This is a genomic window from Paucibacter sp. XJ19-41 (assembly GCF_028462495.1).
Classification (GTDB): domain Bacteria; phylum Pseudomonadota; class Gammaproteobacteria; order Burkholderiales; family Burkholderiaceae_C; genus Roseateles_E.
The window spans coordinates 1-23,563 of record NZ_JAQOWX010000088.1 but is presented as its reverse complement, the minus strand read 5'-3'; the positions used below and the strand labels follow the sequence as shown (position 1 = coordinate 23,563).

General features: G+C 63.2%; 19 protein-coding genes. 10 read left to right on the top strand and 9 right to left on the bottom strand.

What is annotated here, in order from left to right; translation table 11 throughout:
- On the top strand, positions 1-236 hold a 236-nt coding region (locus PO768_RS20335; protein WP_442953262.1), incomplete at its 5' end, for a hypothetical protein.
- Positions 237-287: 51 nt separating this feature from the next.
- Here the strand turns inward: PO768_RS20335 and PO768_RS20330 are convergent.
- The 4 genes from PO768_RS20330 to PO768_RS20315 form a co-directional block, all read right to left on the bottom strand.
- A complete protein-coding gene (locus PO768_RS20330) occupies positions 288-992 on the bottom strand; it encodes a DUF6596 domain-containing protein (protein ID WP_272647511.1) in 705 nt (234 codons plus the stop codon).
- Positions 986-1,618, bottom strand: a complete 633-nt coding sequence (locus PO768_RS20325; RefSeq protein WP_442953261.1) for a sigma factor — start codon at positions 1,616-1,618, stop codon at positions 986-988. The genes PO768_RS20330 and PO768_RS20325 overlap by 7 nt, the downstream gene beginning before the upstream one ends.
- Positions 1,619-1,620: 2 nt before the next feature.
- Complete coding sequence (locus tag PO768_RS20320; protein WP_272647509.1) at positions 1,621-1,989, bottom strand: YciI family protein; 369 nt, start codon at positions 1,987-1,989, stop codon at positions 1,621-1,623.
- 40 nt (positions 1,990-2,029) lie between these two features.
- Positions 2,030-2,479: a hypothetical protein gene (locus tag PO768_RS20315; protein WP_272647508.1), complete on the bottom strand. Its 450-nt coding sequence runs from the start codon at positions 2,477-2,479 to the stop codon at positions 2,030-2,032.
- Between the two features lie 294 nt (positions 2,480-2,773).
- On the opposite strand from PO768_RS20315, the gene PO768_RS20310 reads away from it, so the two are divergent.
- Complete coding sequence (locus tag PO768_RS20310) at positions 2,774-2,998, top strand: hypothetical protein (RefSeq protein WP_272647507.1); 225 nt, start codon at positions 2,774-2,776, stop codon at positions 2,996-2,998.
- 5 nt (positions 2,999-3,003) lie between these two features.
- On the opposite strand, the gene PO768_RS20305 is transcribed toward PO768_RS20310, so the two are convergent.
- The gene (locus tag PO768_RS20305) at positions 3,004-3,246 is read right to left on the bottom strand and encodes a hypothetical protein (protein ID WP_272647506.1); all 243 of its coding nucleotides are present in this window, start codon (positions 3,244-3,246) and stop codon (positions 3,004-3,006) included.
- Between PO768_RS20305 and PO768_RS20300 the strand changes: the two genes are divergently transcribed.
- Positions 3,245-5,506: a bifunctional diguanylate cyclase/phosphodiesterase gene (locus PO768_RS20300; protein ID WP_272647505.1), complete on the top strand. Its 2,262-nt coding sequence runs from the start codon at positions 3,245-3,247 to the stop codon at positions 5,504-5,506. The two genes, PO768_RS20305 and PO768_RS20300, sit on opposite strands and share 2 nt — an antisense overlap.
- A 235-nt stretch (positions 5,507-5,741) precedes the next feature.
- On the opposite strand, the gene PO768_RS20295 is transcribed toward PO768_RS20300, so the two are convergent.
- A complete protein-coding gene (locus PO768_RS20295; RefSeq protein WP_272647504.1) occupies positions 5,742-5,873 on the bottom strand; it encodes a hypothetical protein in 132 nt (43 codons plus the stop codon).
- Between the two features lie 516 nt (positions 5,874-6,389).
- Here PO768_RS20295 and PO768_RS20290 point away from each other — a divergent pair.
- Entirely contained in the window at positions 6,390-7,412 is a 1,023-nt protein-coding gene (locus PO768_RS20290; RefSeq protein WP_272647503.1) for a catalase family peroxidase, read from the top strand.
- Positions 7,413-7,431: 19 nt separating this feature from the next.
- Here PO768_RS20290 and PO768_RS20285 read toward each other — a convergent pair whose 3' ends face one another.
- The gene (locus PO768_RS20285; RefSeq protein ID WP_272647502.1) at positions 7,432-9,081 is read right to left on the bottom strand and encodes a cyclic peptide export ABC transporter; all 1,650 of its coding nucleotides are present in this window, start codon (positions 9,079-9,081) and stop codon (positions 7,432-7,434) included.
- A gap of 34 nt (positions 9,082-9,115) precedes the next feature.
- On the bottom strand, positions 9,116-11,584 hold the full coding sequence (locus PO768_RS20280) for a penicillin acylase family protein (protein ID WP_272647501.1): 2,469 nt from the start codon (positions 11,582-11,584) through the stop codon (positions 9,116-9,118).
- A 150-nt stretch (positions 11,585-11,734) separates the two neighbouring features.
- Here PO768_RS20280 and PO768_RS20275 point away from each other — a divergent pair, with 150 nt between their 5' ends.
- The 6 genes from PO768_RS20275 (at position 11,735) to PO768_RS20250 (ending at position 19,722) form a co-directional block, all read left to right on the top strand.
- Entirely contained in the window at positions 11,735-12,778 is a 1,044-nt protein-coding gene (locus PO768_RS20275; RefSeq protein WP_272647500.1) for a GNAT family N-acetyltransferase, read from the top strand.
- A gap of 28 nt (positions 12,779-12,806) precedes the next feature.
- Positions 12,807-14,126, top strand: a complete 1,320-nt coding sequence (locus tag PO768_RS20270) for a lysine N(6)-hydroxylase/L-ornithine N(5)-oxygenase family protein (protein ID WP_272647499.1) — start codon at positions 12,807-12,809, stop codon at positions 14,124-14,126.
- A gap of 90 nt (positions 14,127-14,216) precedes the next feature.
- Positions 14,217-14,798 (top strand): RNA polymerase sigma factor, encoded by a 582-nt coding sequence (locus tag PO768_RS20265; RefSeq protein ID WP_272647498.1) that lies wholly within the window; start codon positions 14,217-14,219, stop codon positions 14,796-14,798.
- Positions 14,799-14,809: 11 nt separating this feature from the next.
- Positions 14,810-15,811, top strand: coding sequence for a FecR family protein (locus PO768_RS20260; RefSeq protein WP_272647497.1), 1,002 nt, complete (start codon positions 14,810-14,812; stop codon positions 15,809-15,811).
- 244 nt (positions 15,812-16,055) lie between these two features.
- Positions 16,056-18,443: a TonB-dependent siderophore receptor gene (locus PO768_RS20255; protein WP_272647496.1), complete on the top strand. Its 2,388-nt coding sequence runs from the start codon at positions 16,056-16,058 to the stop codon at positions 18,441-18,443.
- A 4-nt stretch (positions 18,444-18,447) separates the two neighbouring features.
- On the top strand, positions 18,448-19,722 hold the full coding sequence (locus PO768_RS20250) for a PepSY-associated TM helix domain-containing protein (protein ID WP_272647495.1): 1,275 nt from the start codon (positions 18,448-18,450) through the stop codon (positions 19,720-19,722).
- Here PO768_RS20250 and PO768_RS20245 read toward each other — a convergent pair.
- A complete protein-coding gene (locus PO768_RS20245; protein ID WP_272647512.1) occupies positions 19,665-23,549 on the bottom strand; it encodes a condensation domain-containing protein in 3,885 nt (1,294 codons plus the stop codon). The two genes, PO768_RS20250 and PO768_RS20245, sit on opposite strands and share 58 nt — an antisense overlap.
- Between the last annotated feature and the right edge of the window lie 14 nt (positions 23,550-23,563).

Here is a 23,563-nt window from a genome sequence, read left to right as displayed (position 1 = left end):
TGGCAGCCCTGCTGGCTCGCCGCTGGCCGGCCAGGCGCAGCCCGCTGCTGGCAGCGGCGGCCGGGGCCGGCATGGTGGCCGCCGTGCGCGCTGTCGACGCGGTCGCATCGATGCCCGTGTTCATCGATGCCACTCGGCACCTGCCCGGCCTGCTGGCCATGGCCACCGGCTCGGTGATCGGCGGTCTGCTCTATGCAAAGCTCACAGCACGCGACGCCATGAGCTGCGTGTCATAGGCCATCCACCGAGGCGCGAAGGCTGCCAAGCAAGAGCTCACTGCAGGACCCTCAAGCGGTGGCGTCGCCATTGTGTTGGAGCAGCGCCTGCAACGAGCTCAGCAAAAAGGCCCGGATGGCGACATCCTCCGTCAGTCCGATCGCAGTCTGCAGCGCCTGAGCGCCCGAGGTGCGATCCCCAGCCGCGACCAAGGCGTTGGCCAGCGTCACCCAATAGGGCTGATAGCTGCCCAGTTCGGCCGGAACCAAGCGCTGCAGCACGGCAAGGGCCTGCGCGGCCTCGCCCGCCTCGACCATCGCAGCAGCCTGCGCGACCAGTACACCGACGCTGGAGCAATGCGTCGCGAGCAACTGGTACAGCGTGGCCAGCGCATCATGGCGAGTCCGGCCGGTCAGCGCGCGTTGCGCGTGCACCGACTGGATCGCCGCCTCGCACTGGTAGCGACCGAACACGCCCGATCGAGATGCGGTGCTCAGGTGATTCTCGGCCTCGATGATCAAGTCGCGCGACCACAGCCGCGCATCCTGCAGCTTCAGTGGCACGAAGCTGCCGTCGCTGCCACGGCGCGCGGCGCACCGGGACTCGCAGTACAGCAGCAAGGCCAGCAGTCCGCGCGCCTCGGGCTGCGCTGGCAGCAGCGTCACCACCAGACGGCTGAGAAACAAGGCCTCGTCGGCCAGATCGCGCGCACCGGTGTCCGCCCCGGCCACGGCGTCCCAGCTCAGGCCGTAAGCCGCGTAGATCGTGTTCAGCACATCGCCCAGGCGCTCAGGCATGTCTTCGGCGTTTGGCAGCTCAAAGCGCAGGNCAGGCCGTAAGCCGCGTAGATCGTGTTCAGCACATCGCCCAGGCGCTCAGGCATGTCTTCGGCGTTTGGCAGCTCAAAGCGCAGGCCCGCATCCTTGATCTTGGCCTTGGCACGCACCAGGCGCTGCCCCATCGTGGCCGGGGCGACGAGAAACGCCGCGCCGATCTGGGCCGCGTCCAGACCGAGCACGGTCTGCAGCATCAGCGGCGTGCGCACCGCCTCGTCTATGGCGGGGTGCGCGCAGACAAACAGCAGCTTCAAGCGCTCGTCGGGCAACTCGCCGGGCTCTGGTGCAAGCTCGTCCTGCAGCAGCGCCAGATCGATCGCCGAGGCATCGATCACCCCACGGTGGCGCGCCGCGTTCTTCAGCCGGTTGCGCGCGGCCGTGATCAACCAAGCCTCAGGGTTGTCAGGCACGCCGCTGGCGGGCCAGGCCTGCAGGGCGGCGAGCAGCGCTTCCGACAGCGCATCCTCCGCTGCGGCAATGTCGCGAGATCGCGCGACCAGGAGCGACAACAGCCGCCCATAGGAGGCCCGTGCCGCTCTTGCTGCCGCATCGCGCGCGGCCCGCATCGTCAGGCCACCGGGGGTGCCATCGGCGGCAGCACGGGACGCACCTCGACCGAAGCGCTGGAGGCTGAGGGTGCGCGCGCTGCCCATTCCAGCGCGGCGTCCAGATCGGGCACCTCGATCACGAAGTAGCCGCCGAGTTGCTCCTTCGTGTCGGCAAAGGGACCATCCTGCACCAGGCGCTTGCCGTCGCGGATGCGCACGGTCGTGGCCGTCTGCGGACCTTGTAGACCATCGCCCTTGACGATGATGCCGGCCTGCGCCATCGCGCCGATGAAAGCGTTCCAACCGCCCCAATAGGCGCCGGCCTGCTCAGGGTCATTACGCTTGGCGAACTCGGCCTCGGGCTCGTTGAGCAAAAGCATGTATTGCATGGTCATTGTCCTTTCAAGATGTTCCAACACTGAGCGGTCGTCAGCGCAACAGGCCACGGGCGCCGGCGAGCCAGGACGTTCCCAGCAGCGCAGCAGCGATCAGCACGACGACGGCCAGAAGACCCAACTGGCTGGGAATAGCCGCGAACACGCCGTAGTACGCATCGCCAGCAAACAGCAAGCAATAACCCACCCATGATGCCGCAAGGACGGGCCAGGCGAGCCGCCGGCGCAGCACCAGCAAGATCGATCCGGCGAGCCCACCGAACACGCCGATGGCGAAACCCAGACCAATCCAACCCGGCAGCGCCAGGTACAAGGCAGCCTGGGACGGTGTCATCCCAGCCGTCATGGCGGCTTGGCCAGCCTGCGTGAAGCTACCAAAAAACTGATAGACGCCATACATATTCCACAACACACCGACGACGGATGCCCACCACAACCAGGCTGGCCGCTGCGCCGCCCTTGTCTCCAAGATCATTGTCTGCATATCACGCTCCTGATGAGAGTCGCGCAGCGATGACGCGGGATGCATTCACCTGCTCGCTTCTCAATGGGATGACACGCACACCACCTCGATTTCGACAAACTTGGAGAAGATTTTTTAGGGCACCGGCAGCAGCCTGTCCGGCTGCGTTCACCTCACCTGGTGCAATAGATCAGTTGCTCATCACATCGGGTCTCGAGTTTGTCGGGAGTGAGGACCGGAACGGTCGCTAGCTGAAGTACGACGCCGGACACCGCCGAGAAACAGCCATCGTCGGACTGCCGCTACGATCCCGCCATGACTTCGATTTCCAACAACGAGCGCCTGCGAGAACTCGTCGCCTCATCCGGCCTGCCCCCTGCAGTGGCACTGACAATTTTCAACCGCGGCCTCGGTGCCAATGCCTGCACGTCGAGCGCCTGGACAGGCTATCTCAGCGATCCCGCTTCGCCTCACTATCGCGAGTTGAGCACCGAGCTGTTGAGCCATGCCGAGACCCAGTTTGCAGCGGCACTACCCTGAGTCCTTCAGTCTCGGACCTTCTGATTTTCAGCGGCGCCAGGCCACCAGCGTTCGTCCGCGACGTCCCCGGCGCTCCTGATCGGCGCGATCAGCGCTTTCGGGTCAGTTGACCGGCATTCCATGTCAAGACGCAGACCGTGAATTGCTGGCCGGCCACCTCGACCTGGAGGAAAATGCGTAGCAACCACCACGTTGGGGCGGTTTGCTGGCTTTGAATCAGCCAAGCCAAAAAGAACGGAGCCTTTCATGGCGATCATCCTGCGCTCCGGCCGCAGGCTCAAACACGGCCTGGTTCTGACGTGTTGTGCTTTGATGGCCTCCATGTGGGGTGCTGGCGCCTTTCTTATCCAAGCAGACCATGAGCGTACCGAACTCGAAGGCCTGCAAAGGGCCAGTGGAGCCGCCAAAGCCTACGATGCCTTTGTAGACCGGCACCTGTCCCAGATTGATCTGATACTCACGCTCCTTGCGGAGCAGCAGTCGCTGCAAGAACTGCAGCGCGACCTTGAGCGCTTGTCAAAGAAAGCCAACTTTCAGGAGGCCGGGATTCGCAGCCTCTATCTCACCGATGCCCTTGGCGCGGTGATTGCAAGCAGCGCCAAGCCAGCCAAGGGGGAGCCAGGGGGTACAGCGGCTGATCGCGGCTACTTCCAGGTCCATCAAAGCAATTCGATGACTGGACTGTATGTCGGTGCTCCCTCAGTCGGGAGATACAGCGGGCAGTGGCGAGTGCATATCAGTCGCGCCCGTCGCGATGCAAATGGCGCGTTCACAGGTGTCGTCGTGGCCGCAGTAGATCCTTCGGACTTCACCACCTACTACTCGGAGGCACAGTTGGGCAAGCAAGGCATCGTGGCCCTTATCGGTAGTGACGGCGTGGTGCGCGTCTCGCGCAAAGGCAAGGAGTTCACGTTCGGAAACACGGTGCAGGGATCAGCCCTGGCGCAGGCTGTTGAGGCACGCTATGAAGGAGTCTTTGCTACCCACAGCACCTTCGATGGGGTGCCCCGGCTGGTCGCGTTCAAGGGCAACCGGTTCAGCGGCCTGTTTGTCACCGTCGCCCTGGCGCAAGAGGAAGTGCTGGCGCCTTTCTACGAGCGACGCACGGCGGTGCTGCTCGCATTCGCTATCGCCTCTGCGCTCTTGCTCGCAGCATTTGCTCCGGTTCTCTTGACTGCACGTCGGCTGGACCGCAGCAGGCGCGAGGCCGCCAGATCAAGCGCACTCTTCACCGCCGCCTCGGATGCCCAGCTCGATGCCTTCCTGATCTTCGAAGCCGTCCGTGACCCACAGGGCGAGCTCATTGACTTCGTCTGCAAGCACGCCAACCATCGTGCCTGCCGATGGCTGCGCCGAGCGGGTCTCGACCTGCTCGGCCGGCCACTGTCCGTCGTGCTCGGTACAAAGCGGGCAAGCCCGTGGTTCACCGAGTTCTGCCAGGTCGTTGCGACGCGAAAGGCCCAGGTGGCCGAACTCGATCTGGGCACCGATCACGACGGCCGCATCCGGGTGACTCGGCATATGGTGCCAGTGGGCGACGGCGTCGCGGTGAACCTGCGCGACATCACGACCGCCCACAGGCGTGAAGCCGAGCTGGCGGCCAGCAATCAAGCCGTCGTACGCAGTGAGAAGCTGCTGCGTGGTTTGAGCAACGCCGTTCCAATTTTGCTCGTTCACTTCGACACACAGTTGCGCGTCACCTTTGCCAATGGCACCTGTGAACGCTGGTTCGGGCAGGCCTGGGCGCAGGCGGAAGGAAAGCACATCCGTGAGCTCTGGGGCGAGAGCCTCTACACAAGTCGTCTGGACTACCTGGATCGAGCCCTGCATGGCGAAACACTCGAGTTCGTGTCCGAGCGGGAGACAGTTGTCGGCACCAAGGCGTTTCAGAATTCGTATGTGCCGGATCTGCATGAGGATGGCTCCGTGGCGGGCGTCTATGCGGTAAGCGCCGACATCACCGAACTCAAGAAAACTGAAGAGATGCTGGGCCTGCTGGCGCATACCGACAGCCTGACCGGACTGCACAACCGGCGCTATTTCACCGAACAGTTGCCATTGGTGCTGTCGCGTGCCAAGCGGAACGAAAGGGGTGTTGGTCTGCTGTTCATCGATATCGACCGCTTCAAGGCAGTCAACGACACGCATGGTCACGCTGCAGGTGATGCCGTCTTGCAGGAGGTGTCTAACCGGCTGCGGGCCTGTGTCCGCAAGCATGACACGGTTGCGCGCTTTGCTGGCGACGAGTTCGTGGTACTTCTGGAGGATCTTGAGTCCGAGGCAACGGCCATCCTTGTCGCCAGGAAGATCAACAGCTCCATGGAGCGGCGCATTGCGGTTGATGCCATGACCGAACTCGACGTCACCTTGAGCATCGGCGTCGCCTACGATCACGGCGAAGACACCACAGCGGACGCTTTGCTGGCTCGCGCGGACCGCGCGTTGTATGTCGTGAAGAGCCAGGGGCGCAACGGATTCTCGATCTCGGCCTCTGGGCCGACGGCGTAGCCAGCGAGGGTCCAGCTGAGACCGAACCGAGAGACATTCTTCGTGTCAGGCCCCCAGTCGAGCCCGCTCAACTGATGGCAGTCGAAGGCGCTCCGCTCTGGTCAGACGATCTGGGCCTTGGCGGGATGAAATTCGAGACCCGGCAAGTTGTCCGAGACGTACCTGCAAAGGCAACAAAAAGGGCCGGCGCCATGGGCGCCGGCCCTGAGCCGAAACGGCGTAGTTCAGCCTGACCTTAGAAGCAGCAGGCCAGCATCTCCAGGCAGCATGCCGCGAAATCACCGCAGCAACTGTTCGCCGCAAGAGCGGCGGCAGAGATAGAAAGCAAGCCGACAGCGGCAGAGATTTTCAGGAGCTTCGATTTCATGATTTGGATTCCTCTATGAATGAGTAGTGGTGATTGACGTCAACTACACACCTAATCAGGGGGCGTCCAAATCTCGGCGAACGGCGCCGGTGGCAGGAGCTCTCCCGCACCGGGGCGCTCACGCGAATCCGCGAAAACGACAGAGTGCTCTCGGGGTGCAGGGGCTGCCGGCAGCACGGCACAGACCTGACAGTTCAAGCGTGCGCACGCTGCCATCCCCTCGCATCCATGTGTGCAGCAATCGCTATAGCCTGCAGAGGCTGCCATCGTGGACTGAACCACGAACAAGCAACCGAGGAGCAAAGCGGCGATGGCGAGAAACTTGCGCACACCATGACTATACCGAGCCATGTTTGGCCCGATGGAGAAGGGGTCAGTACAGCGCTGGACACTTTTCGAGGCACTGTGTAAGTTCAACGCACCCGGCTCGACTACTGGTCGACGCGCTGCAGAGGCCCTGCAAGGCCAGCGGCTCGTCTTGTCGCCCAAACCCTCAAAGCCTCAGGAGCTTCGTCCATGCCAAAGCTGCTTCTTTCTGCCGTGGCTGTTGCCGCGGCTACCGTCGTGTTGAGTTCCATCGCCGTTGCTCAGTCCACCGCAGTCGCGCCGGTCGACCCGAACACCTTCCTGAATCAGTTCGAGTCCACATTCGGCAAGTTCGACGGCTACCGCCGCTCCGGCGCCAAGGGCATCTGCGCGATGGGCGAGTTCGTAGGTACGGCGGAGGCGCGGGCTCTGTCAACGGCTTCGGCCTTCAGCGGCAGGCCGGTGCCGGTGGTGATGCGTTTCTCGGTGGGCGGCGCCAACCCGAAGGCACCCGACAACGCCAGGTCCCAGCGCAATATGGCCTTGCAGTTCAACCTGCCGGATGGCGAGCAGTGGCAGCAGGGCAATATCTCGGCGCCGGTGTTCGGGGCTTCGACGCCTCAGCAGTTCTTCGGGCGGCTAGCTTCTCTCCAGCCCGACCCAAGCACCAAGATGCCTGACCCGGCCAAGGTCAAGGCCTTCACCGATGCCAACCCGGAAGTGCTGCTGCAGGGCAAGTACTATGCGTCGCAGCCGGTGCCGGCCAGCTTCGGCAGCGTCAACTACTGGGGCGTCAGCGCCTTCGGCTTTGTCAACGCCGGCGGCGCCAAACAGTTCGGCAAATGGATCTTCGAACCGGTGGGCGGCGTGCAAGGCCTGAGCGACGAGGAAGCCAAGGCCAAGGGGCCGAGCTTCCTGTTCGAGGACCTCAGGCAACGCGTGAAGGAGGGCCAGGTCGCCTTCCACTTCAACCTGGAACTTGCTCAGCCCGGCGACAAGATCGACAGCGCGACCGTACCGCTGCCAGAAGGCCGCAAGAAGGTCAATCTGGGACTGCTCAAAGTCACCTCGGTGGCCGAGGACGGCGGCGGCGCCTGCCTCACCATTACCTACAACCCCATGGTCCTTCCCAAGGGCGTGGAGCCATCCGCCGATCCAATGATTGCCGCCCGTGCAGCCCCGTATGCCATCGGGCTCGGTCGTCGCCTGACCGAGGGAGCGAAGCAGCAGTAGTTGGCTCTTTCCCTCCTTCTTAAGCTATCTGCGCTGTTGCTTGAGTCACAGGGGCTGCGTTCCCAACGATCTGTCCGCTTTCTAGCTTGATCAGATGATCTGCCAAATGGAAGTAGCGATCATCGTGCGAGATGACGAGTACGGTTTTTCCCTGCGCGCGCAGCTCAGGCAGAACCTCGTGATAGAAGACGTCCTTGAACACGGGGTCTTGATCCGCTGCCCATTCGTCAAACACGAGGAAAGGTCGATTCTCGAGGCATGCGGCAACTAGCGCCAAGCGCTTGCGTTGTCCTTGCGAAAGGGCGCGGGTAGTGAATGCTCCATCGCGCACCTGGACCTTGTGGTGCAGGTGCAGTCGTTCGATCAGCCGATTGCCTCTCTCGTCCAGATCCGCCTCATGGCCTTCCAGCAGATGATCGAACAAATGGAAGTCGGAGAAGATGGCTGAGAAGGTCTGGCGATAGGTATCCTTCTGGGAGGCCTCCACAATCTCTCCGTTGCGACGAATCTCGCCGTCCTCAGGCACGTACAGGCCGACGATCAGCTTGGCGAGCGTTGTCTTGCCGCTGCCGTTCCCGCCGACCAAGAATGTGATTTGCCCGGGCTCGAACCGCATATCGACAGGACCAAGGGTGAATAGATCATCCGTACCTTCGTGGTAATAGCGGTGACGCACTCCTCGCAGTTCGAGGCTCCTGAAAGCAAGAAGCGGCGGCCAAACCAACGGCGAACTGGTGGGACCGCCCGAAGATTCCCCCATTTCGCGAGTGATCTCATCAATGCGGGACGCAGCCACTCGCGCCAAGTTGGCCCGAGGCAAGTTGAGCAGCAAAGCCTCCAAGGGCGTGGTCATGTAGACGAAAACCAGTGCGAAGCCCGTCATCACCCGGGCGCGGTCGGGCACGTCGGCCACCAAGACAAATAGCACCAATCCGATGAACGCGTAGATCAGAAAGCTGCCCCAACTGGTGGCCACCATGAAGATCGACATGCCCAGCGTCCTCTGCTCACGCACGGTTTCGATCGAACGGCCCAGCACGTCGTCAGCGAAGGTGGTCCGCTTGGCACGATTGAGCCGCAATTCCTTTGCACCATCGACCAGAGCCTTGAAGTGACCGAACAGCCGGTCCTGCTCGTGCGAGGCGAGCTCCAGGTGCTTGATAGCACGCACGTGAGCCAAGTGGTACCCAGCTGAGCCCAGCCCGATCACCAGGACGGCCGCAACAAACACTTGCCACGACAGGTAAGCCATATAGACCAAGCAGCCACTGACGATGATGGCATTGATCAGGATGGCTGGCACACTGACGAAGAACTCAGCCACCTTGGCGCTGTGCTCCGAAAGCGCCGACTGAATCTTGGCGCCGCCGATTTCTTCCAGTCTCCTAAAGTCGGTCGACAGCACCTTGCCGGAGATAAAACGGCGGACCTCGGCACTGGCCCTCTGACTGAGGCGCTCAAAGCACACCGACGCAAGCATGTGCCCCAACATGGCCGCCACGGCAATGGCAGCGAACATGGGGGCCAGATCCATGCGCTCTGATGCATCGGCCGTCAGCGCCGTGTTGATGTAGGCCACCAGCAGCACGCTGCCGACGCCCGACACGACGCTCGCGGCGATTGCCGCCAAGAGCAATCGCTTGGATTGTTGTATCAGATATTCCAGCACGGAGCCTCCGATGGGTTGGATCGGACTGGTCGTTTCAGGGACGCAGCCAGGTTCTATCGAGGGAAGGATCGCGGTCGATGTCGCGGTCCTCGAAAGGCAGGCGCAGCCAGTCCTTGCGGGCATAGCGGCGCAACGCATCACCACCGGAGCCGTTGGTAACTGCCGTCTCGCGCAGGCCATGTGCCAGTGCGGTGAAAGCGTCCACACCTTGGCGCGGGAATGAGACGACCTGGAGATAACTGTTGCCCTCCGACGGCGGGCCTAGCTCGTAGCTACCTCCCTCCGTACAGGCGACGGTGAAGTAGCCGGCAAAGTGGCAACCACCGAAAACTGGCACACGCCGCCCCTCTGTGCGCGCGAACTGGTGGCTGCCACGGGTCGCGTCCAACGCCCAGCCACGCTCAGCGAAGGTCACCACGGCTGCAGCCAGAGCTTGTGCGATGCGGGGATCGGCCCGGACCGTTCGGGGCGTCTCCAAGGGATGGGTGGCGCTGAAAGGCACAGCATAGAGTTCGCTCGCCGGGATACGCGCCACACCCAGCCAGAAGGAATCCCACAGCAAAGCACCGCGATCGGACACATTCGCCGTGTTGGTCCAACGGCGCAGCACGTTACAGGCTTGCCGAACGTCGACCCGGCGCGCGGCAGGAACCTGGGGAGCGCCAGCCGGGCTGGCAGGTGACCAGTCCACCAGCCCCTTGGCGCACGCCCGCGCCAGCAATTCGTCCTTATACAGATCAGCGGAATGCGCGCGCGCGGCCAGTACCTCCTGCATGAGGCGATGGGCTAGCTGCGACGAGGTGGATGCGCCGCCGTTCAGCAACACCCCGGCCATGCGATGTCCCGCCCGACCACGTAGCGACAGCGCCTGCCGCTCACCCCCCAGGACGGCAGCATAGCCCTCGAGCGGTTGCCGCACATTGGCAAGCCAGTAGCTGTCATTCATGTTTGCGACATAGTCAGTCCGGAACAGGCCAGGCAGCTTTTCGGCCGGCAAGATTCCTGGTTGAGGCGTGCTGGCGTCGGTGCGCCATTCGCACATCGAACGTGATCCGTCCAGGAAGGGTGTGAAGGGGTCGAGTCCTGCAAAGGCCTGCGCCAGCGGCGTCGTGCAGGTAGTCCGTAGCTCGTCGGGAACATTGGGTATTGCGCCCACGTCGCCGTACCAGACACGGTTGTCGCCGCGCCCGATAGCCACTGTATTAACCCAAGGCATGGACAGCTCGCGGCGCTGGATGGTCACAAACTCGTCCAACGACCGTGCTGTACTCCATTTGAAGTAGGTGCTGAAGATGCGCCAATTGGTTTCGTTGACATCTCGTATCGCAATTGCGCTCTGCGCCGCCCAGCCAAAGGCGGGATGCTGCCCGCCCAAGTCGATCAGCGGCCCCTGCGGGGTACGGTATAGCGTTCGGTTGACATGGCGGGTACCCGTCGCATCGCGCACCTCGACACTGACCGACAGGGTCTGCATCGCATGGTCGGCACCGTCGTAGCGGTAGCTCGTGTGCTGTACCGGCGTCAATGCCAGCTCGAAAAGACCGAACCGGCGCGCCGCTGAAACGGTGTGGCTCCAGGCCACATCTCGGTTGAAGCCGATCATGACGACAGGAATTCCGAGGAAGGAGACACCCGACACATCGACCTGCCCCGGGATAGTCAGGTGCACCTGATAAAAGCGGTCAGGGCCTCCCCAGAACCAGTGCGGATTGCCGAACAGAACCGATCCCCTTCCACCCGTGCCCTCGCCCCCGATAGCAAGCACGTTGCTGCCCAGCCCGGCCTGTTCGCCGACGCGCATGGAAAGGCGATCCGACAGGGATGAGGCCGGTGGTAGCGAGTTCGCCGAGGCAAGCGATGGTGTTCCGGGCGGGCCGGCCTTGACGATCTCGGGGATGAAATGCGCATAGCCTGCCGCAAGGTTGGCCGCCACCATGCGTCGCAGGATGTCCTCGCCCGTGATCGCCCTTACCCAAGGCTCCTGCAAACAGGCGGGCGATGCCTTGGGAGAAACGCGCCCCGCCCGGGCCGCCGCCAGGTAATGGTTATAGCCCTCAGCGAAGCCATCGATCATCTCGTTGAGCGAGCCGGGCTGGTGGCGGCGGTACTCGGCCGTCGTTCTGCTGCCCGCGAATGCCTTGAAGAAGATGTCCAGCTCCAGGTTCGATGAACGTCCAAAAGTGGCGTTGTAGGCGGGGCGTTCCGATGGCCCGAAGAAGAGGGAACGGCGACCTTCAAACGTCACGAAGCCATCGGCCAAGGTGCATAGTGCATCCTGCGCCTGCACGTAGCCATGACCGTGCCCCAGGTCGCGCCAACTGGTTGCCTTCACATGAGGCACACCGTCGGTTGTCCGTCGAATCTCGACGGCGGATTGCAATGTAGCCCCTGTGCGGGCCTCCAGCCGCACGAGCGGATCCGTCGGCCTCACACCCTCAGCCAAAGCTGGTGTGCCCACACATGCCAACAGGGCAAGCGCCCCACCCGCAACCTTGTTCCACATCGTCAAGCTCCGTCCATGTAAGTGATGTCTTGATCAAGGAGACGTTTGAGTCGCTCGCTTGTTTACCCCCGCCGCCCGGCCACAAGTACTAAACAAGCAGCCTCGTCATTCGTCGTGTCAGACAGGCAAACAAAGAACAAGGCGATCAAGATGCGAGTCCCTCTCGAAGAACATGTCATGGTCTGCAGGCCGGACGGCATGCGGCTGAATGCACTGATCGATGGCCGCACGGTCGTACTCCGTGATGCCGAGGGCATTGCGCGTTCGAGATGGCGACTCGAAGGCAGCACTACTGCGCCAATCCTGAGCCCAGCCGGAGAGCTCCAATCGCCGGCAGCACCGCATGACGTACTGGCAGCAGTCGAGGTGGCACTGGCTCATCGTCCCGATGCCCCGATGCTGAAGCTGATTGCCCCTGGAACCCTGCTACCAGATGTCCTTGCTCATCAGGCCGATGAGGCCGGAGTCGCACAGGTCTGTCGCGACATGTTCTGGCAGCAAGCACGGATGTGGTTGCCCGCCCCCACCCTGCCCTACCCCCTGCAGTACGCGATGACAGATGGCAAACGCCACCCGCGAAGACCGCAAAAACGGCAAGGCACGCTCTACCAGCGTCACATACCCTGGCTGGGCCGCACACTCTCGCTGCGCTCTCTGGACATCTCGCGCGATCTGGATCTCTTCAATCGCTGGATGAACGATCCCGTGGTAGCTCACTTCTGGCAAGAAGAAGGCGATCTCGCCAAACACCGCGCCTACCTCGAGGGTATCGCCGCCGACCCGCACATGCAGACATTGATCGCCTGCCTCGACGACCATCCGTTTGGCTATTTCGAGGTGTACTGGGCCAAGGAAAACCGCATTGCCCCCTTCTACGACGCGCATGACTACGACCGAGGCTGGCATGTGCTCATCGGAGAGAGTTCATTCCGCGGCAAGCCCTTCGCCACGGCGTGGTTTCCTTCCATCGCGCACTACCTGTTCCTCGACGACTGCCGCACGCAGCGCATCGTGGGCGAACCTCGTATCGATCATCACCGCCAGATACGCAACCTTGAACGGAGCGGCTACGCACGAATCAAGGACTTCGACTTCCCACACAAGCGCGCGGCGCTCGTGATGCTGCTGCGTGAACGCTTCTTCGGCGACGCCTTATGGCACCCCCGGCCCGATGCACCGGCCCATCAGGACTGATCACCCCCTATTCCGGGAAGGACGCACCATGCATATCCACGATCTGATTGGTATTGGCTTCGGCCCCTCAAACTTGGCCTTGGCCATCGCCCTGCAGGAGCGCAGCAAGGACAGCGCCCCCATTGACAGCCTCTTCATCGAGCGCCAGCCATCTTTCGCGTGGCACCCGAACATGCTGCTCGACCATACCCATATGCAGATTTCCTTCTTGAAGGATCTGGTCACGTTACGCAACCCCGCCAGTCCGTACACCTTTCTGGCCTACCTGCACGCCCGTCGCAGACTTCAGGATTTCATCAACCTCAAGACTTTTTATCCAAGCCGTCACGAGTTCAACGACTACCTGGGCTGGGCTGCTTCCCATTTCACAAGCCAGTGCGCTTATGACGAAGATGTCATTGAGATCCTTCCCGAGATGCGAGGCGACACAGTGGCTTGGCTCAGGGTCCGTTCTCGCTCCCGCACCCTGGGAATGCGGGAGCGCCTGACTCGTTCGCTAGCGATCGGAGTGGGCGGCGCACCCAACATTCCGCAGGCCTTTGCGTCATACAAGGGCCATGGGCGTGTCTTTCACTCGAGCGCCTATCTGAGCAACATCACGCGTGTGCTGAGTGAAGGCGCCATCAACAAGGTAGCGGTAGTCGGCGCCGGCCAGAGCGCTGCCGAAATCTTCCTCGACCTCCATGGTCGAGGGGTCGATGTGGACCTGATCACACGTGCTCGCTCAATCAAGCCGTCAGATGACAGCCCCTTCGTCAATGAGATCTTCAATCCGGAGTTCACCGACTACGTTTTCCACAAGCCCGGCAACGAGCGTGCAGCCATGCTCGATGAGTTCATGAACACCAACTACGCCGCGCCTGACCTCGCACTGATCGAGCAGATATACAACGTGTTCTACCGCCAGAAGGTAGCAGGCTCGCTACGTCACCGTTTTCTCCGCCAGCATGAAGTCCAGCGCGCGACTGCAGACGGTCAAGGCATAGGGCTAGCTCTGGTCGATCTGGACGCCGGCCAGCCCAGCGTGGCTTCATACGATGCCGTGGTGCTGGCAACCGGCTATGTACGAAATACCTATCAGAGCCTGCTGGCACCACTGTCAGCGCATCTGGGCGATTTCACGGTGGACCGCCACTACCGCTTGCAAACGCCCGCCCACGTCCTGCCGAGCATCTTCCTGCAGGGCTGCTCCGAATCCACCCACGGGCTCAGCGACACGCTGCTGTCCGTCACCTCGGTGCGCAGCGGGGAGATCAGCCAAGTGCTGGGCGAAGCCTTGGCAGACTTTGCCCGCGACGGCCATCGGGCACTCTATGAAGAATCCAAACACTTGGCGCTGGCGACATAACGGTCACCCCAGGAGAAACGATGCGTCTGCCGCATGCGTCATAATTTGAGAATAGTTCTCATTTAAAATTCCTATAACAGGGAAGACGCGATGCCCGATCTCATTCGTGACTTGCTACTTCACTATCGGGACCTGCTGCGGCACCTGACCCATAGGCTGCGCAATCCTGACGACGCAGCCGATATTGCGCAGTCCACCTTCGAACAGGTCTATCAGCATGCGATGGCTTCGCCCGATGCCACCACAGCTGTAGAGTCGCCCAGGGCCTTGCTGTTCCGGACGGCTCACAATCTGTGCATCGATCAGGCACGTCACAGACAGGTGGTTCAAGCATGGGCGGATGACCGCAAGGCCACGCAAACCGGCCAGGCCGTGCTCTCCACCGAGCATATTGCGGCATACCGACAGTTGGTCGAGCGAGTGGTGGCTCAGCTGGAGCAATTGCCACCACGGCGCCGGGAAGTGTTCCTGCTGTTTCGCGCTCATGGCCACACGCAGACCGAGATTGCCATGCGATTGCAGATCACCGAGGCAGCGGTCGCCAAGCATGTGGTCAGGGCCACCCTAGACTGTGCTCGCGCATTCGCAGAACTGAGTCATGAGTTGCCTGCCACCCCCGAGCCGTCTTTTCGACCGAGGATGCCACCGATGTTGGCGGAAGAGCATCACTGAGCAATGCTGACATGCCACTGAAGCCGTCCGAACGCCTGATCGAGCATGGGCTCAGGCTGATCACCAAAGCCGAGGTCGAGGCCCCTGAAGTCGCCGAGCGGGCGCGTCAGGACTTGGCCCGCTGGCGTTCTTTGTCGCCTGACCACGAAGCCGCAGCCATCGAAGCGTTGCGCCGATGGCAGGTGCTGGGCGGGATGGTGGCCGAGTTGCGCGACCGCTTTGATGAGCCCGCAGTTGCGCCAGTGGGCAGACGCCAAGCCTTGCGTACGCTGACGGCGATGGCCGGCTGTGCTGTGCTGGCGGGGACGGCCGGCGCCTGGTACTGGCGCCAACCCGTCTCCGAACAGAGCTATGAGACCGGCACGGCTCAACTTCGATCGGTCGATCTCCTCGATCAAGGCGCTGAGAGCAGCCGGCTCGATCTCAATGCCAAAACCCGTGCGCGGGTGCGCCTGTATCGGCACCAGCGCGTGGTCACGCTGTTCGAGGGCGAAACCCGTATTGACGTGGCGCCAGATGCCAGCCGCCCCTTCATCGTCGAAACCCGCGTCGGTACGCTGACAGTGTTGGGTACCGCTTTTACGGTGAAGGATCGGGGTGGGCCTGTCTCCATCCATGTAGAGCACGGGCATGTCCGCTTTCAGCCCTCGCAGCAGTCGGGCGACCCAGGGCAATCGTCCGTCGATCTGCGAGCCGGCCAAGCCGTCACGCTGCGCCACGGATTGGTAGGCCCGGTAAGCTCGACCTTGAACCCACAACTGGCCAGCGCCTGGCGTGAAGGTTGGTTGGTTTTCGACAATATACGGCTGGACGAAGCCCTACCAGCCATCAATGCGCATCGGACGCACGCAATCATTCCCGGCGACCCGCAGGTGGCCGCCTTGCCCTTGACCGGGCGCTTCAAGGCAGATGACTCGGCCAGCCTGCTTCAAGCCCTGCCGTCCATCTTGCCATTGCGCATCGTGGCCCGGACCGACGGCAGGATCGAACTGCGGTCCACTGTGCGTCAGTAGCGCCCGCCTGCCCCACCGCCCAACCCGCGCTCCCCAGCTTTACTTCAGACCGACGAGCCTGCCAGACAGGTGCCTGCGTCAACAGTGCAACAGGTCTCTTCAACTGGCACAACAGTAATAATAAAAATAGTTCTCATTAACTGTCTCTGTTTTCCGTTCTGAAACGTCTCCCTTAGTGACGGCCCCACGCACATCGCCGGCGGCCAACGCAATCACTCAATGGAAAACGGAGTCCCTGTTCATCATGTTGTTCTCGACCCATCAGCGCCTGCTGACGCTGGCCCTCGCCGCCGCCTTCGGCAGCCTGACCAGCAGCTACCATCCCGCCGCCCTCGCCCAGCAGCAGCCGGCTCAGAGTTTCGATATCAAGCTGCCGGCACAAACCCTGTCTAGCGCGCTGGCGGCCCTGTCCAGCCAGACCGGCGTGCAGGTGTTCGCCGCCGGGGATTTGGTGGCCGGCAAGACGGCCCCCGCGGTGTCGGGCCGGCTGAACGCAAGGCAAGCCCTTGATCGATTGCTGGCCGGCTCGGGCCTGAGTGCTCAAACCTCGGCCAGCGGCGACCTGACCGTACACAGGGCCCCCGCCTCACTGGACGAGGGCACCCTGCCCGAGGTCAAGGTCAGGGCCCAGGCTTTCCGGGAAGAGGCGCTGGGACCGGTCAACGGCATCGTGGCCGGCCGCAGCGTGAGCGGCACCAAGACCGACACCGCCCTGCTTGAGGTGCCGCAGTCCATTTCGGTCGTCGGCCGGGACGAGCTTGATGCACGCGGCGCCCAGAGCGTGATGGAGGCCTTGCGCTATGTGCCCGGCGTCACCGTGGATAGCTACGGGGTCGAGACGCGCGGCACCGAATGGGCTTTGATGCGCGGTTTCGACGCCAATGACACCAGCACCCTGGTCGACGGCCTGCGTCTGGCCCAGAGCACCTGGATCAACTTCCAGACCGAAACCTATGGCCTGGAGCGCATCGAGGTGTTGCGCGGTCCGGCCTCGGTCACCTATGGCCAGGTCGAGGCCGGCGGCACCATCCATCGCATCAGCAAACGCCCCAGCGTGAACGCGCTGCGCGAAGTGGAGGTCCAGACCGGCACCTATGGACGCAAGCAGATCGCAGCCGACATCGGCGGCGCACTCAACGCCGAGGGCAGCCTGTTGTATCGCCTGGTGGGCTTGGCGCTGGACACCGACAACCAGCTCAAGTTTGCCAATGGCGACCGAGGCGGCAACGAACGCGTCTACTTCGCACCGTCGCTGATGTGGACGCCCTCGTCGAGCACCACGCTGACGCTGCGGGCCGAGGCCCAGCGCAATGTGAGCCAGGGCTTCTCGCTCTACGTGGTCCGCAACGGACAGAACACCGGCCTATTGCGCGGCGACCCGAAGTACCTGCGCTATGAACAGGACCAGTCCCAACTCGGCTACCAGTTGGAGCATCGCTTCAATGAGACCTGGACACTGCGGCAGAACGTCCGCTATGCCCAGTCATCGGTGGATAACCGTTATATCAACCAGGCTGGCGCCTTGGTGGGCGGCAGTCTGCCGCGTAGCGCCCGCCATGGTGACGACAGCCTGCGCCAGACCGCGATGGACACCCATGTGCAGGCCAACTTTGGCCACGGCGGGGTCACGCACACGCTGCTGGCGGGGCTGGACTGGAATGACGCCCGTACCGACTACAAGGAATTCCACGCCGTACCGGGGACGACGCCTGCGCTGAATCTGGACGCCCCCGCCTATGGCGTGGTCTTTCCGAGCGCCGATGTGCTGATGACCAGCCGCACGATCGACACGCGACAGCTTGGCCTGTACCTGCAGGACCAGATCAAGTTCGATCAGCGCTGGGTGCTCACCCTGGGCGGGCGCGACGACGTCGTCAAGACCCGCTCACACAACCGTCGCAACGGCCTGAGGGACAGCCAGCGCGACCATGCCTTCAGCGGCCGTGCCGGCCTGAGCTATCTGGCCGGCCATGGCGTCGTGCCTTACATCAGCTATGCCGAATCCTTCGTGCCGCAAAACCTGAAGACCTCGGCCGGCGATCCCTACAAGCCCACCCGCGGCAAGCAATGGGAGATTGGGGTCAAGGTCCAGCCGGCCGATGGCAAGAGTCTGTTCACTGCGGCATGGTTCGATCTGACCAAGACCCATGTCGAAACCTACGATCCGGCCATCGACGACTATCTGCAGACCGGTGAGATCCGCTCCAAGGGCCTGGAACTGGAAGCCAAAACACGCCTGCTACAGGGACTCGATCTGCACGGTGCCTACACCTTCAACAGCGTCAAGGTGACCCAGAGCCGCAACACCGACCTGGGCAAGACACCGATCCAGGTGCCGCGGCAACTGGCGTCGGTCGGGCTGGACTACGCACTGAACGGCCTCCTGCAGGGCTTGAGCTTCGGGGCCGGCCTGCGCTATGTGGGCAAGCGCTATGACGATGCGGCGAACACCAAGACCACCGCCTCGTTCACGCTGGTCGATGCCGCGCTCCGCTACGAACATCAGCATTGGCGCTTCGCGCTGAATGTGGCCAACCTGCTCGACAAGCAGTATGTGGCCTCGCGCGCCTATGGCGGCTACTACCCCGGCGCAGAGCGCAGCCTCACGCTGAGCGCGAAGTACCGCTTCTGAGGCGATGAAATCTCGCTTCCGGCTGGACCGCCAGGTCTTCGTGCTGGCGCACCGCTGGGCCGGGCTGCTCATGGCGTTGTTCCTGGTGACGGCCGGGCTGACCGGCAGCGCGCTGGTGTTTCGGGAAGAACTCGACGCTTGGCTGGCGCCGGAGCTGCGGCTGGCCGACCCAGCGGCTGGCGGCCTGCTCGACCCCTTCCAGCTGAGGGAGCTGGCCGAGCAGGCCTTGCCGCCCGCGTCTCGGGTGGACGCGGTCCAGTTCCGCGTCGAGCCGGGGCAGACGGTCATGCTTCGGGCGAGCGGCCCGGCGCTCGACCATGACGAGGTCTTCGTCAACCCCCACGACGGCCGCATCCAGGGCCACCGTTCCAGCACGGCCATCAGCCTGGCGCCAAGCCAGCTGATGCCTTTCTTGTTCAAGTTGCATCACTCACTGGCCCTGCCGGGCCAATGGGGCACGCTGCTGCTGGGCCTGGTGTCGCTGCTCTGGACCGTCGACTGCTTCGTCGGCGCCTGGCTGACCTGGCCGCGCGGCCGACCGGCCCTGCCCCGCTGGAAGCAAGCCTGGCTGATCAAGTGGCGCTCGGGCTGGCAACGCGCCAACCATGATCTGCATCGCGCCGGCGGGCTGTGGCTGTGGGCGGTGCTGCTGCTGTTTGCCTGGTCCAGCGTGATGTTCAATCTGCGCGACCCGGTCTACCGACCGACCATGGCGCTGGCGTTCAGCTTCGATGACTCGTGGGATGCCGTGCCGGCCCGAACCGAGCCCCTGCAGCGCCCTCGGCTCGACTGGCAGCAGGCGCATCGGGCAGCCCAGCGGGTCATGCATGAGATGGCCGGTCGGCATGGCTTCAGCATCAGCGCCGAGGAGCGTCTGATGCTGAACCGGCATCGCGGCGTCTACATCTACATGGTCCACAGCAGCCTGGATCTGCGTGCACGCACCGGCAACACGGCCGTGATGATCGATGCCGACACCGGGGTCTGGCGCGGCCAATGGTTGCCCACCGGGGGCGCGATGGGGAACACCGTCAGCAACTGGCTGGGGGCCTTGCATATGGCCCATGTGGGCGGCGTGGCCTGGCGTGTCGCCGTCAGCCTTATCGGCCTGCTGGTGACGGGGCTGACGCTGACCGGCCTGGTGATTTGGTGGCACAAGGCACGCGCCCGAGGGCGTGCCTTGTGCCCCCGGCCTGTACAGCGGAGGGCCGGTGACCAGGATCAGTCGTGCAATGCATCAAGCGCTACCGAATCTAGCGCCGCCAACACCTCGCGATGAAGCTCAGGGGAGTCGAGCACGTCCAGGTGCCCGCTCCCCACTACCAGCGTGCTTCGACCGTTGTATCGATTCACCATCTCTGCTGACCCTTCGACGGCGCTCTCTGAATGCCAGACCCGTATCTCGGCCTGGATGTCGTCGGGCAAGGGGTAAGCAGCCCCGAGCCTCAGACAATTCAATTCGCTCCATAGCGCCCGCTCGGCACTGCCCTGCCCCGCACCATCGATGGGAAGGTGGATACCGTCTGGGCCATGAGCTGCGACCACCTGAGCCAGGAAGACCTCTCGTTCTATCGTCTGCATGCCAGCCAGCAACATGGCCCAGTGCGCCGACATGCCCGAACGTTCGGTCAGCCAACGCCCGAGCGTCTCTTCCTGCGGCATACGCTGTTCCTGCGCCAGAAAGGAACGCCCTTGCGCGAGCATCGCTCGCAAAGCGGGGAAGCTCGAAGGATCGACGAGACCCACCCATGCTACGGGCACATGGTTACGCAGGAGGCGAGCGGTTTCCAGCGCCACCAAGCCGCCAACTGACCACCCAAGCAAACAGCAGGGTCTGCCGGCCCCCTGCTGGCGGATGAAGCTCGCCTGGCGTACCGCCAGTTCACGCACCGAGCTTGCGGCCCAGGCGACCTCGTCCCGCGTCTGCGCGCCACCAGCGAAAGTCATCACCTCATGGCGCCCCTGGAGAGCCGACAGCAATGAGCGATATTCACCGCTGTGCCACGGTCGAGCCGGGCTCAGAAACAACCGCGGTCCCGCGCGCGAACTGCTTGCCCGATTCGAATGTGTGCCGACCGCGTGATCCGGTTCCGGCTCGTGCCCTCCATCAATGGCTCGAGCCAAGTCCGCCAGCACGGGATGGGCGAACACGGTCGCCAAGGCCAGCGTCGCTCTTGGATCCGGCAACGCTGAAAGCGTATTCCAGGCTACCACCAGCCGCGCCGCCGCAAGCGAGTCGCCTCCCAGCTCGAAGAAGTTGTCGCGATCGTCCACGGAAGCGACATCCAGGATGCCGCGCCAAAGGCTGTGCAGGCGTTCGCGCGTGGCATCCGATCCCTGTCGCGGTATCTCATGCCTCATCGCCGGCAAGGTCTCGTCTCGCACATATCGCCGAAGATCGACGGTCGGCAGCGGTACCGACACCTGGCCAAGCGATCGCCCGGCATCCCGCGCCAAGTCGCTCAGCGTGCCGATGAACTGTCGCAGCAGATCGGCCACAACCGGGGCATCGAAGGCACCCAGCGCGTACTCGAAGGTCAACAACAGCTCATCCCCCGGAATGACGACCAGCGTCAACGGGCTGCTGGTCGCCCCACGGTTCGCCAGCTCATGCACCCGCAACGATGCCCCCACGCCTTGCAGCAGGGCCTGATCGACCGGGAAGTTCTCAAATATGAGCAATGTGTCGAACAAGGGCTGACCCGGCTGACCCGCCCAGCGCTGTATCGAACCCAGAGGCACCTGCTCTCGCTGGCGCAGCGCCATGTTGTGGTCAAGCAGTTGACGCAGGCTATCCCCCACGGTTTGCGCCGGATCGGGCGTGAACACAATGGGCAGGGTATTGATGCACAAACCCATGACCGCGCCGATGCCGTCGAGCTCACCGGAACGCCCCGACATGGTCGCTCCGAAGGTCACGGTCTCCTGGTTGGTATGGGCCCCCAGCACCAGCCCCCAGGCGGCCTGCACCAGCGTGTTGAGCGTCACATGCTGGACGGTAGCAAAGGCCTGCAGGCGCTTGGTGCTCGGGGCATCAAGCCGCAGCGATTCGGCGGCATGCCCTTGTCGTCCCAGACAACGCAAGGGCGAGCCCGCCAACAGCGTGGTGATCTGCCTGTCCGCCCCCACAATGCTGCGCCAATAGGATTCGTCGTCTTCGCGAAGACGCAGGGCTGCGGCCACATGCTCGGCGAATGCAGGACCGACAGAACCGAGTGTGCCTCCGCCATACAAGGTAAAGACCTCGCCAAGTAGGCGTGACATGCTCCAGCCATCCATCAACAGGTGGTGCCAGGTCCAGACCAGCCGGTCATGGCCGTTATCCACGCGGGCGACCACCAGACGCATCAGCGGGGCCTGGCCCAGGTCGAAGCCCCGCCGATACTCTTGCTCACACAAGGCCTCCCATTCGGCCACGGCAGTGGACCGGCCGTGCCAGTCAAGCCGCTCGACATCCAGCGTCGCGCCCCGGAAAACGATCTGGCGAGGTTGATCCGTACCGCACCAGAAGAAGCCAGTACGCAACACGGCATGCCGGGCCACCACAGTGGCCCATGCCATCCGCAGTCGGTCGATATCGAAATGGTCGAACAATGCATGGGTCTGCACTACGTTGACCGCAGAATCGGGTTCCAGCAGAGCGTCGAACAGCATGCCCTGCTGGACAGGCGTCAGAGGGTAAATGTCCTCAATGTCGGCCGCAGGGCGCCCTGTGCGGGAGACAAGGTCGTCCAGGGTAGCCAAGGACAGCGCGGCATGCGGGAAGTCCGAGGGGCTGACGCCGCTGACACCGCTCGCGCAGTGCCGAATCACAGCCAGCAACTCCTCCTGAACATCCGCAAGCAACGTCTCCACGCTCGCGGCGTCATGACGCTCCGCGCTGTAGTCGATGGCCATGCTCAGCACTCCATCGATCACTTGGCCGTTGAGGGTCAACTCATGACTGAAGCTGCTCCCCGGATCGCTGGATCGCCCCGCAGATTCCGAAGCTGCCCACCAGTGATCGCCGGCCCTGCTGCCGTTGGCTCCGACATCCGGTCGAACATCACGCTGACTGTCGAACTGACCCAGGTAGTTGAAGGCGATATCGCGGCGCGGCAGGCTGGTCAGCACTTCGCGATCTGCCTGCGCTCCCCACTGGATCAACGCACCGAAACTCAGGCCTCTGTGCGGCATGGTGGCCCGAGATTCCTTGATGCGGCGAATGGTGTCGCCGATGTCATCCTCCGCCTCCAGCCGGAAAGGGAAGACGCTGGTGAACCAGCCCACGGTACGGCTGCTGTCGACATCGTCAAACAGATCCTCCCGACCATGACCTTCCAGATCGATCAGGAAAGAACCAGTACCGCGCCGACGACACAGGCTGCGCGCCAGTGCAGTCAGCAGCAGGTCGTTGACCTGAGTGCGGTAAGCGCTCGGTGCCTGTTTGAGCAACTGCTGCGTCAGTGCCGGGCTCAACTTGAAGGCGGCACGAGTCGCGTGGGCCGTTGCCGACGAGCCCTCCTCGTACGCAGCAGGCCATTGGGCCGGGGTTCCCGCCAGCGCGCGCCAATGCGCCATATCCTTCTGAAAGGCTCCCCCTTCGACATGTGCCCGCAGACGACAACCCCAGCGGCCATAAGAAGTAGTACGGGTCGGCAGCGTTATCCCACTGCCACCGGACACGGCACTGTCGTATGCCGTCCGCAGGTCTTCCAGCAGGATGCGCCATGACACGCCGTCCACCACGAGGTGATGCGCGGTCAGCAGCAGCCGTGAAGCGCCGTCTGGCAAGCTGATCAAGAGCGCGCGGAACACCTGGCCATCCACCAGACTGAGGCTGCGCTGGGCTGCATCGCAAAGTGGAGCGACATCGTCCTGGCTCTCGGCATGGCGCTCCCACAGCAGATCGGGAACGTCCGCGTGCATGGTGACGGTTGGACTCCATTGGCCCCGCTCGTCCTGACGAAAGGCCGTTCGCAGCGCGGCATGATGCCGCACGACGGCTTGAAGCGCCGAGCGCAGTGCCCGGGCCTCGAGAAGGCTCTCGCACCCCAGCAGCACGGACTGGTTCCAATGATCGCGCCTGGGCAGTACCTTGTCGAAGAACAGTTGCTGTATGGGCAGCAGCGGGAGAATGG

Excerpts from the sequence above, each read along its gene's own strand:
- PO768_RS20280 (WP_272647501.1), bottom strand. The coding sequence starts at position 11,584 with ATGTGGAACAAGGTTGCGGGTGGGGCGCTTGCCCTGTTGGCATGTGTG.
- PO768_RS20250 (WP_272647495.1), top strand. The coding sequence starts at position 18,448 with ATGAAATCTCGCTTCCGGCTGGACCGCCAGGTCTTCGTGCTGGCGCAC.
- PO768_RS20255 (WP_272647496.1), top strand. The coding sequence starts at position 16,056 with ATGTTGTTCTCGACCCATCAGCGCCTGCTGACGCTGGCCCTCGCCGCC.
- PO768_RS20310 (WP_272647507.1), top strand. The coding sequence starts at position 2,774 with ATGACTTCGATTTCCAACAACGAGCGCCTGCGAGAACTCGTCGCCTCA.
- PO768_RS20320 (WP_272647509.1), bottom strand. The coding sequence starts at position 1,989 with ATGCAATACATGCTTTTGCTCAACGAGCCCGAGGCCGAGTTCGCCAAG.
- PO768_RS20300 (WP_272647505.1), top strand. The coding sequence starts at position 3,245 with ATGGCGATCATCCTGCGCTCCGGCCGCAGGCTCAAACACGGCCTGGTT.
- PO768_RS20270 (WP_272647499.1), top strand. The coding sequence starts at position 12,807 with ATGCATATCCACGATCTGATTGGTATTGGCTTCGGCCCCTCAAACTTG.
- PO768_RS20275 (WP_272647500.1), top strand. The coding sequence starts at position 11,735 with ATGCGAGTCCCTCTCGAAGAACATGTCATGGTCTGCAGGCCGGACGGC.
- PO768_RS20260 (WP_272647497.1), top strand. The coding sequence starts at position 14,810 with ATGCCACTGAAGCCGTCCGAACGCCTGATCGAGCATGGGCTCAGGCTG.
- PO768_RS20295 (WP_272647504.1), bottom strand. The coding sequence starts at position 5,873 with ATGAAATCGAAGCTCCTGAAAATCTCTGCCGCTGTCGGCTTGCTTTCT.
- PO768_RS20305 (WP_272647506.1), bottom strand. The coding sequence starts at position 3,246 with ATGAAAGGCTCCGTTCTTTTTGGCTTGGCTGATTCAAAGCCAGCAAAC.
- PO768_RS20315 (WP_272647508.1), bottom strand. The coding sequence starts at position 2,479 with ATGCAGACAATGATCTTGGAGACAAGGGCGGCGCAGCGGCCAGCCTGG.
- PO768_RS20290 (WP_272647503.1), top strand. The coding sequence starts at position 6,390 with ATGCCAAAGCTGCTTCTTTCTGCCGTGGCTGTTGCCGCGGCTACCGTC.
- PO768_RS20265 (WP_272647498.1), top strand. The coding sequence starts at position 14,217 with ATGCCCGATCTCATTCGTGACTTGCTACTTCACTATCGGGACCTGCTG.